Annotated in this window: 8 protein-coding genes, 1 pseudogene and 1 other annotated feature; of the genes and pseudogenes, 1 reads left to right on the top strand and 8 read right to left on the bottom strand. The window is 63.7% G+C overall.

Features of this window, described 5'->3' with window-relative positions; translation table 11 throughout:
• Window positions 1-221: 221 nt before the first annotated feature.
• A complete protein-coding gene (locus J5474_RS21985; RefSeq protein ID WP_209364120.1) occupies window positions 222-1,439 on the bottom strand; it encodes a GAF domain-containing sensor histidine kinase in 1,218 nt (405 codons plus the stop codon).
• Between the two features lie 228 nt (window positions 1,440-1,667).
• Here J5474_RS21985 and J5474_RS21980 point away from each other — a divergent pair.
• A pseudogene (locus tag J5474_RS21980) lies at window positions 1,668-2,975 on the top strand (IS3 family transposase).
• Window positions 1,949-2,108: a sequence feature (AL1L pseudoknot), on the top strand. Its footprint overlaps the pseudogene before it by 160 nt.
• 296 nt (window positions 2,976-3,271) lie before the next feature.
• Here J5474_RS21980 and J5474_RS21975 read toward each other — a convergent pair.
• From J5474_RS21975 to J5474_RS21945, 7 genes are all read right to left on the bottom strand, one after another.
• Window positions 3,272-3,427 carry a hypothetical protein gene (locus tag J5474_RS21975; RefSeq protein ID WP_209364119.1) on the bottom strand — a complete coding sequence of 52 codons (156 nt, stop codon included), beginning with the start codon at window positions 3,425-3,427 and terminating at the stop codon, window positions 3,272-3,274.
• Window positions 3,428-3,629: 202 nt separating this feature from the next.
• Window positions 3,630-4,514 (bottom strand): formyltetrahydrofolate deformylase, encoded by an 885-nt coding sequence (gene purU, locus J5474_RS21970; protein WP_209364118.1) that lies wholly within the window; start codon window positions 4,512-4,514, stop codon window positions 3,630-3,632.
• Window positions 4,515-4,754: 240 nt separating this feature from the next.
• Window positions 4,755-6,194: a mannitol dehydrogenase family protein gene (locus J5474_RS21965; protein ID WP_425342911.1), complete on the bottom strand. Its 1,440-nt coding sequence runs from the start codon at window positions 6,192-6,194 to the stop codon at window positions 4,755-4,757.
• A complete protein-coding gene (gene kduD, locus J5474_RS21960; protein ID WP_209364114.1) occupies window positions 6,184-6,918 on the bottom strand; it encodes a 2-dehydro-3-deoxy-D-gluconate 5-dehydrogenase KduD in 735 nt (244 codons plus the stop codon). Before kduD ends, J5474_RS21965 begins: the two co-directional genes overlap by 11 nt.
• Window positions 6,915-7,739, bottom strand: coding sequence for a 5-dehydro-4-deoxy-D-glucuronate isomerase (gene kduI / locus J5474_RS21955; protein WP_209364112.1), 825 nt, complete (start codon window positions 7,737-7,739; stop codon window positions 6,915-6,917). The genes kduD and kduI overlap by 4 nt, the downstream gene beginning before the upstream one ends.
• 9 nt (window positions 7,740-7,748) lie before the next feature.
• Window positions 7,749-8,060 carry a cupin domain-containing protein gene (locus J5474_RS21950; protein ID WP_209364111.1) on the bottom strand — a complete coding sequence of 104 codons (312 nt, stop codon included), beginning with the start codon at window positions 8,058-8,060 and terminating at the stop codon, window positions 7,749-7,751.
• A 9-nt stretch (window positions 8,061-8,069) separates the two neighbouring features.
• Complete coding sequence (locus J5474_RS21945; RefSeq protein ID WP_209364109.1) at window positions 8,070-9,350, bottom strand: TRAP transporter large permease; 1,281 nt, start codon at window positions 9,348-9,350, stop codon at window positions 8,070-8,072.
• Between the last annotated feature and the right edge of the window lie 135 nt (window positions 9,351-9,485).

Here is a 9,485-nt window from a genome sequence, read left to right as displayed (position 1 = left end):
GCCACCCGCTACGACAGATGCGGCGAGCTCTTCCTCTCCGCAATCTGCATCGCCGCAACTGTCATGTTCTGGTTGTGCGTCCTGACCCTAGCTTCATGCTGCGTCTTACACGGATTTCGTCGAAGGGCTGGGAGCGGTCTTCAGCGGTTCCCTACCTGGTGGTCTAAGCCAGGAATGGCCTATTGCGACGCAGCTATTTCCTTGCTTCTGTCGTCGAAAATTCAAGTCCCTGACACTTGGGCCTCAGCCTCAGCCACGCGCCCACACGACATCTCAAAGGTAAATACCGTTCGGTCATCGTCCGACGTAACCGACAATGTCCCCCCGTGGCCTTTCGCAATTTCTGAAGCGATGAAAAGGCCAAGTCCCAGTCCCTCCCTGCTCGGCCGATCGTTACTACGTTCGAACGGCAAGAAAAGGTTGGGCATCATGTCATCAGGAATTCGCGCCCCCGAATTGGCGACCGAAAGTCTGAAATCGCTCGCGGATGCCTTGATGTCCACCTCAATGGGCGCGTTACTCGCTCCGTGGGTGACTGCATTCGCCAGGAGGTTCGAGAACAACTGGCAGACCCGCGATACATCACAGTCAACCGCCTCGGGAACATCGATGTGGGCCACGATCTCTTGATCGGGCGCCGTAGGCTGAAGCTCGGCGATGATCTGTTCGAGCGCGGGCCCCAGGCCATGGGTCGTCATCCGTTCGACGACGATCCCTCTGCCACTGCGGCTGCGGGCCTGATCAAGAAGGTTTTCGATCAATAGTCCCATACGATTCACGGAGCCGCGCATCAGGTCTACCAGCTCGCGCGCCCTATCGTCGAGGTCCCGACGCTGGAGCAGGCGCAGGCCGGCCGTCACTGCGTTCACAGGATTGCGCAGGTCGTGGGCGAGGATGGCAATGAACTGTTCCTGGACTTTTGAGAGCCGGCGTTCCTGTACCAGCGCATTGCGGCTTTCGGAAAGCGCCTCGTCTGCATCGAGAATTTCGCCGATCATCTTTGCAAACAGCCGAAACATCGAAAGGACGCGATCGTCCTTCACTCGCTGAGGGTTGGGATCGATGGCGCACAAGGTGCCGAAGAACGATCCATCCGCCAAATGGATCGGGACTGAGATATAGCCTCGAAACCCGTAGCGGGCAGGGCAATGATGGTTCACGTAATCCGGGTCGGTGTGGACATCGTCGATTACGATCTCCTGATCGTGTTGCCTAACTTCATGGCAAAGGGTGCTTTCCACTTCTAGTTCATCGCCTGGCGACAGACCGAAGGATATGCGATCGACCGCGCGACAGGTCACCCACCGCGATTTTGTAACTCTGGCAACGGCTGCGAAGCCCATGCCCGTCGCCAAAGTGACGGTTTCAAGCAGGGTGAGGATAGCATTGCTTCGACCGACGGCATCGATGTCCACTTGGAAATCATGTTGCTTTGCCAAGGGTAATCTCGCTCATTTCATTCGGGGATTCCGCTCGTGTTAAGGAACCTTAGGGGAGCTATGCTGCAGAGTCACCTGCTTGGGTAACACTGTCTGCAGCGCTGCCCGCATTATGGGCGCACGGCCACAAGGCAGAACCGAACTGCGCACTTCAAGCCGGATGGTTCCGCAGCAGTGAACCGCCCCGGGTTTGCCCGAGGCTCCAACTCCTGAGTAGGATGGAGTACCATGAGCAAGACCACGAACACGTTCTCCCCTGAAGTCCGCGAACGCGCGGTGTGGATGGTTCTCGATGGCGCCGGCCAACACGGCTCTCGGTGGCAGGCGCCCACGTCGATTTCTGCGAAGATCGGCTGCGCCGCGAACACGCTGAACGACTGGGTCAAGAAGGCCGAGGTCGACAGCGGCAAACGCGCAGGCATTCCCAGCGACATGGCCGAGAGGATGAAGACGCTCGAACGGGAGAACCGGGAGCTGCGCCAGGCTAACGAGATCCTTCGCAAGGCCTCGGCGTATTTTGCGATGGCGGAGCTCGACCGCCAGCCGAAGCGATGGTGGATTTCATTCACCGCCCGGCAGGGTATTTCCGAAGGAAATATCCCGAGAGGGGAGGCGCATCGTGATGCGCATGGGGTCAAGCCGATCTGCGCGGTGCTGCCGATTGCCCCTTCCACCTAATATGATCACCTGGCGAAGCGGGCTGATCCGTCCCGCCTGTCGGATCGTGCCCGCCGCGATGAGGCCCTGCGGCCCGAGATCCGGCGGGTTTTCCAAGAGAACTGGCGGGTCTATGACGTCCGCAAGGTCTGGCGGCAGCTCGTCCGGGAGGGCTTCGATGTCGCGCGTTCCACGGTGGCAAGGCTGATGAAGGACATGGGCATCCAGGGCATCATCCGCGGCAAACCGCACCGGACGACGATCCCAGACAAGAAGGTCCCATGCCGCTGGACAAGGTGAACCGCGAGTTTCGTGTGCCGGCGCCCAATATGCTCTGGGTCAGCGATTTCACCTACGTCGCGACCCGGAAGGGGTTCGTCTCGTTCGGGGCCGTGCTCAGACCAATGGCGCACAGGCCCCTCACCCTTCGTCATCGATGCCTATGCCCGCAAGATCGTCGGCTGGCGCGCCAGCACGTCAGCGCAGACAGGTTTCGTCCTGGATGCACTGGAGCAGGCGGTCCATGACCGGAGGCCGACAAAGGCCATGGGGCTGGTGCATCATAGCGACCGCGGCTCGCAATACCTGTCCATTCGCTACACCGAGAGGCTGGGCGAAGCCGGCATCGAGTCTTCCGTTGGCAGCGTCGGTGATAGCTACGACAATGCCCTGGCCGAGACGATCAACGGCCGCTTCAAGGCGGAGGTCATCCATCGGCGCGGCCCTTGGCGCAGCTTCGAGGCCGTCGAATACGCGACGCTGGAATGGGTGGACTGGTTCAACAACCGCCGTCTTCTCGAGCCCATCGGGAACATCCCGCCAGCCGAGGCGGAAGTAAACTTCTACGCGGCGCTGAAAAATGAAGACATGGCCGCGTAACTAACCGAAATCAGCCTCCGGCAAACCCGGGGCGGTTCAGTCCGCAACCGACACGAAAGCTAAGATCAAGAAGTCCGAAAAGGCTAAAGACTTCAAGGAACTGAACATCACCCGCATTCACACCACTGGCGGCCGTGCAAAATACCGGGTCCAAATCCGACGCACGGTGAATGGGAAGTCCCGCAGTCTCTGCGAAACGTTCCGGCACTTGGCAAACGCAAAGAAATGGCGGGACAAAAAGCCGGCCAAGATCGAGTTGCACGGTTTCCCCATGCAGATCGTCACCGACACCACGATCACGAACGTGATTGCCGATCGGCTGAAGCGCGGCAAAAAGCGGCCCTAATCCAGGGCAGGGTCACGTACACCACGTCTTGCGGCTTGGCCTCGATCACGGCCTGCGCCGCCGCCCGTTCCGCGTCATCTGCCACGATAAACGGATGCGCCACCATGACCGTTTCCCCGTCTCCTGGTCGATTGCCTCAACTTCCGCCGGAAGCGGATCAACGGCGGACTGCACCACCACCTCGACTAGGATCGGCGGCCCGGTCGTGGGGTCGGCGGCGGTGTTCCGGGGGCGGATGGGTTCGGGGATGTTGCGGACCTGGCAGCGGTGGTACGGCTCCGTGTTGTTGCGGCCCCTGCCCGCAGGTCTCAGCCCATGCGTTCCGAGGAATAGCTGCCCGGAGAGGCCGGGAAGACCACCGTCTTGTTTCCATTGAGAAATACGCGGTGACGCGCGTGGGCGTGAATCGCGCGCGCGAGAACCTGCGCCTCCACGTCGCGGCCGAGGGACACGTAGTCTTCCGGTGACTGCGCGTGGGTCACGCGGATGGTGTCCTGCTCGATGATCGGGCCCTCGTCGAGGTCGGCGGTCACGTAATGCGAGGTGGCGCCGATCAGTTTCACACCGCGGGCAAAGGCCTGTTTGTAGGGGTTCGCCCCCTTGAAGGACGGCAGGAAGGAGTGATGTATGTTGATGATACGGCCCGACATCGTCCGGCACATTTCGTCCGAGAGGATCTGCATGTAGCGGGCCAGCACGATCAGGTGGGCGCCGCTGTCCTCCACCACCTGCATGATCGCGGCCTCGGCCTGCGGTTTGTTCGCGGGCGTCACCCTGATGCAATGGAAGGGAATGTCGTTGTTCACCACGGTCTTCTGATAGTCCATGTGGTTGGAGATCACGGCCACGATCTCGATCGGCAGGGCCCCGATACGGCAACGGTAGAGCAGATCGTTCAGGCAATGGCCGAAGCGGCTGACCATGATGACGACCCGCATCTTGGCCGCCTCGTCGTGGAACTGGAAAGTCAGGTCCATCGTCTGCGCCACCGTAGCGAACCCGGACTGAAGGTCCTCCAGAGTGGCACCGGTTTCCGAGGTGAAACTGGTGCGCATGAAGAACTGGCCGGTCTCCAGATCGTCGAAATGCGCGCTGTCGGTGATGTTGCAGCCCTGCTCGGCAAGGAAAGTGGAGACGCCGGCGACGATGCCCCGTTTGGAGGGGCAGGCGACAGTCAGGCAGAAACGGCTCATGGGGGCTCCGATGCGAAGGGTCAGTCTCAGGCGCAGGTTTGACGCGACGGAGCGGGCGCGCCAATGGCCAGACGACGCATGGCGCGCGATTCCCGACATGGGGTTGTTTCCCTTCGTGATCGTGCGGGGTAAGGCAGGAAAATCCGTCCCCGCTGGCGGGGGAACTGCCGGTTTTGCGGTCAAAAGGCCTGACCGCCCGCCGGTTGAGGCGCCCCCGCAGGGACGCCCCTTTGCGGGACTTCAGGCGGTGCGGGCGGCGACCGCGGCCCTTGCGCCATTGTTGAGCAGGGCCGTGTAGGCGGCTATGACCGCCTCGCGGAACCGCGCGTCTTCGGCCAGCCCGGCGTCGAAGACTTCGTGTTTCGCCAGCAGCGCCGCGACCTTTGCTTCGGCCGTTTGCGCGCTGTCGGAGGCGGCCTTCAGGTCCGCCGCGAGCGGGTCGCGCACGTCGATCGCCCCGCCCTGCTCATCCACGCCGCCGACGTAGCGCATCCACGCGGCCACGGCGAGGCAAAGCCCATGCGGCACGCGGCCTGCGGCGAGATTGTCCCGGATCGTACCCAGCAGACGCTGCGGCAGCTTTTGCGAACCGTCCATTGCGATCTGCCAGGTCCGGTGGCGGATGGCCGGGTTGCGGTAGCGGGCCATGAGCGCTGCGGTGTAGGCTTGCAGGTCCTCGCCCTCGGGCTGCGGAAGGGTCGGAACGATCTCATCCGCCCAAAGCCGTTCACAAAGCGCCGCATAGGCCGGGTCGGCGACCGTGTCCGCGATGGTTTCGTAGCCGCCAAGGTAGCCCAGGTAGGCCAGCGTCGAATGGGTGCCGTTCAGGCAGCGCAGCTTCATCAGCTCGTGCGCCTCGACGGTGGACACCATCTGCGCGCCCACCGCATCCCATGCCGGGCGTCCGGCGGTGAAGTCATCCTCGATCACCCACTGGCGGAAAGGTTCATGCACGACCATTGCCGGGTCGCGGTAGCCCTCCGCCTGCGCCAGTCTTTGCAAATCGGCCTCCGTCGTGGCGGGGGTGATGCGGTCGACCATGGTGGCAGGAAAGGTGACGGTCCCGGCGATCCAGTCGGCGAGGGTCGCGTCCAGCGCACGGGCGAACTCCAGCACGACACCGCGCACCACCGCGCCGTTGGACGGCAGGTTGTCGCAGCTCAGCACGGTGAAGGGCCCCGTTCCCGCCGCCCGCCGCGCGCGCAGTGCCGCCACGATGAAACCGAGGGCGGACCTGGGCCGGTCCGGATTGGACAGATCATGCGCGATATCGGGATGATCCAGCCGCAAATGCCCGGTCGAGGGTTCGTGGCAGTACCCCTTTTCCGTCACCGTGAGAGAGACGATCCGGACACCCGGATCAGCCATGCGGGAGACCACCAGTGCGGGGTCCTCCGGCGCCACGAGCACTTCGGCCACTGCTCCGATGACCTTGCGGGTTTCACCCGCGGGGCCAAGTTCGACCGCGGTGAAACAGCCGTCCTGTGGCGCCATCTGGTCGCGCGCCGTGGGTGATTTCAGCGAGACGGCGCAGATGCCCCAGTCACCGCCCTGGGCAGCCATGGCCTCTTCGGTCCAGATGGCATTGAATGCGCGGAAGAAGGCGCCGGGGCCGAGATGCACGATACCGATGCGCGGTGCGGGAGTGGTGCGCGCAAGGCGCGGCGTGTCAGCGGGCAAGCCAGCCTCCATCCACGTTCAGCACCGCGCCGGTGACGTATTTCGCCGCCGGTGCGCAAAGAAAGACCACCGCGCCCGCGATATCCTCCGGATCGCCCCAGCGCGCGGCGGGTATGCGGTCCAGAATGGCCTGATTGCGCGCGGGATCGGTGCGCAGCGCCTCGGTATTGTTTGTGGCGATATAACCAGGCGCCACCGCGTTCACGTTGATCCCCTGCCCCGCCCATTCGTTGGCGAAGATCTTCGTCAGACCGGCCACGCCATGTTTGGACGCGGTATAGGATGGCACGCGGATGCCGCCCTGAAACGACAGGAGCGAGGCAATGTTGACAATGCGCCCGCCGCGGCCCGCCGCGAGCGCGTTCTTTGCAAAGCGTTGGCAGAGCAGGAAGACCGCTTTCAGGTTCACATCCATGACGTCGTCCCAGTCCTTCTCCGAGAAGGCCACGGAGTCCTCCCGCCGAATGATTCCCGCGTTGTTCACGAGGATATCGAGCTCATCGGGGAGCGCCGCCACGGCGGCGTCGAGGTCCGCGAGGTCGAGCGTCAGTTCCTCTGCCGTACCACCGACTTTCGTGCACAGATCGACCGTTTCCGCGCAGGACCGGCGCCCGGCGGCGATCACATAGGCGCCGGCCTCTGCCAACCCCACGGCGATGGCCTGCCCGATGCCGGTATTTGCGCCGGTGACCAGCGCGCGCTTGCCGTCGAGGCGGAAGCTCATCGCAGGTCCTCCATCGCGATCATGTCCATGTCGGTGAAGTCGACGTTGTCGCCCGCCATGGCCCAGCAGAAGGTATAGGCCGCCGTGCCCGCGCCCGCGTGGATCGACCACGGCGGCGAGATGATCGCCTCCTCGTTTGCGATGACCATGTGCCGCGTCTCCGATGGTTCGCCCATGAAGTGGAACACCCGCTGGCCCTCGGGTACGTCGAAGTAGAGGTAGGCCTCCATCCTGCGGTCGTGGGTGTGGCAGGGCATGGTGTTCCACAGCGAGCCGGGCTTGAACTGGGTGTAGCCCATAACGAGCTGGCAGCTGTCGACCACCTCGGGGTGGATGAACTGGTGGATGGTGCGTTCGTTCGCCGTCTCCGGCGCGCCGAGTTCGACGTGGCGGGCCATCTCGAAGGTGACGAGTTTCGTCGCGCAGGCGCGATGCGCGGGGGCCGACAGCAGGTAGAAACGCCCCGGCGCGTGGAAGGTCACCGGGCCGGCACCCATGCCGATATAGAGCACCTCGCCCTTCGCGATCCGGTGGCGGGCGCCCGCGACCTCGACCTCGGCCGTCTCGCCGATGTTCAGCAGGCCCATCTCGCGGCGCTCGAGGAAGGTCTTCGTCCCGGTCTCGGCCACGTGGTTGAGCGTCAGGCTGTCCGAAGGCACGGCGGAGCCGAGGATCAGCCGGTCGTAATGCGAGTAGACCAGGCGGATTTCGCCCGTCTGGAACAGGCCGCCCACGTGGAAGTGGTCGCGCAGTCCCTCGGTATCCAGGGTCTTCGCGGTTTGCGGGTCGATGGCGTAGCGGGTTTGAACGGTCAGTGTCATGCGGACTCCTCAGAGAAAATCGTCGCGGCGGGGAGTGAAGGTATCGATCAGCTCCCCCGCCTCAAGGCAGATGCAGCCGTGCCGGGCCTCGGAGGGGATGACGAAGCTGTCGCCCTCCCCCACCTCGAAGGTTTCTTCCCCCACGGAAAAGCGGAAGCGCCCCGCCTTCACGTAGGTCGACTGGACGTGCGGATGGTCGTGGAGGGCGCCGGTCGCGCCCGCCTCGAAGCGGAAGGAGACGACCATGAGCGACTCGTTCTGCGACAGGACCTGCCGCAGGACGCCGGTGTCGGGGGAAACGGTGGGATAGGTTCCGAGCATGTCGGTTCCTTACCGGAAGATGCCGGGCAGCCAGAGCGATAGCGCCGGGATATAGGTGACCATCATCAGCACAGCGAAGGCGGCGATGTAGAACGGCCAGATGGTGCGCACGACCTCGCCTATGCGGATGCGGCCGACGGCGCAACCGACGAAGAGCACTGCGCCCACCGGCGGCGTGCAGAGGCCGATGCCGAGGTTCAGGATCAGGATGATGCCGAACTGCACCGGGTCGATGCCATAGGCGGTGGCCACGGGCAGGAAGATTGGCGTGGTGATTACGATCAGCGGGCTCATGTCCATGAAGGTGCCCAGCACCAGCAGGATCACGTTCAGCAGAAGCATGATCACGATGGGGTTGGTGCTGAGCCCCTTCATCCATTCCACGAGGTCGGAGGGGACCTTGAGATAGGCAAGCAGCCAGCCGAAGGCGGCCGCCGAGCCGATCACCAGCAACACCATCGACGAGGTGCGGACGGCGGATTTGGTCGCCTCCACGAACTCGGACCAGGGCAGCGAGCGGTAGACGAACCAGGTGATCGCCAGCGCGTAGATCACCGCGATGCAGGAGGATTCCGAAGCGGTAAAGATGCCCGACCGTACGCCGCCGAAGATGATGGCGACGAGGATCAGTCCCGGCAACGCGCTGAACAGCAGCGCCCCCATGGCGCGCAGGCCGGGAAAGGGTTCTGTCGGGTAGCCACGCTTTTTCGCGACGGCCCATGCGGCGACCATGAGCGCCACGGCCAGCAGCAGGCCCGGGATGATGCCTGCGGTAAACAGGTCCGCGATGGAAAGCCGCCCGCCCGCGCTGATCGAGTAGATGATGAGGTTGTGTGAAGGCGGCAGCATCAGCGCGATGATCGACGAAGTCACTGTGACGTTCACCGCGTAGTCCTTGCCGTAGCCGCGCGCTTCCATCTGCGGGATCATCAGCCCGCCAATGGCGGAGGCGTCGGCGGCGGCCGAGCCGGAGATGCCGCCGAAGAGGACGGAGGCCGCGATGTTCACCTGCCCCAGCCCGCCGCGCATGTGGCCCACGGCGGCGCCCGCCAGCGCCACCAGCCGACGCGCGATGTCGCCCCGGACCATGAGTTCGCCCGCGTAGATGAAGAAGGGGATCGCCAGCAGGGCAAAGACCGAGATGCCGGAGTTCAGCCGCTGGAAGACCACCACGGGAGGAAGCCCGATGTAGGCGATCGTGGCAAATGAAGCCACGCCAAGGCAGAAGGCGACCGGCGTGCCGATCAGGAGAAGCACCGTGAAGGTGCCAAAAAGGACGATCAGTTCCATATGTATTCCTTTGACGGGGCGCCCCTGGGACAGCCAGCCGCTCCTTCCGCATCTCCCGGAGCGTTCGCGCGATCCACCTGCCCCGACCTCCACCCCAGGAGGGTTTCTAGCAAAGTTTTCAATGTGGTATTCGCA

The organism is Sagittula salina (assembly GCF_017813235.1).
Classification (GTDB): domain Bacteria; phylum Pseudomonadota; class Alphaproteobacteria; order Rhodobacterales; family Rhodobacteraceae; genus Sagittula; species Sagittula salina.
The sequence above is the reverse complement of the archived record's forward strand: the minus strand, read 5'-3'. Positions and strand labels throughout refer to the sequence as shown.

What these genes read in the sequence shown, in the direction of transcription:
- purU (WP_209364118.1), bottom strand. Translation starts at nt 4,514, where the DNA reads ATGAGCCGTTTCTGCCTGACTGTCGCCTGCCCCTCCAAACGGGGCATC.
- J5474_RS21975 (WP_209364119.1), bottom strand. Translation starts at nt 3,427, where the DNA reads ATGGTGGCGCATCCGTTTATCGTGGCAGATGACGCGGAACGGGCGGCG.
- kduI (WP_209364112.1), bottom strand. Translation starts at nt 7,739, where the DNA reads ATGACACTGACCGTTCAAACCCGCTACGCCATCGACCCGCAAACCGCG.
- J5474_RS21945 (WP_209364109.1), bottom strand. Translation starts at nt 9,350, where the DNA reads ATGGAACTGATCGTCCTTTTTGGCACCTTCACGGTGCTTCTCCTGATC.
- J5474_RS21950 (WP_209364111.1), bottom strand. Translation starts at nt 8,060, where the DNA reads ATGCTCGGAACCTATCCCACCGTTTCCCCCGACACCGGCGTCCTGCGG.
- kduD (WP_209364114.1), bottom strand. Translation starts at nt 6,918, where the DNA reads ATGAGCTTCCGCCTCGACGGCAAGCGCGCGCTGGTCACCGGCGCAAAT.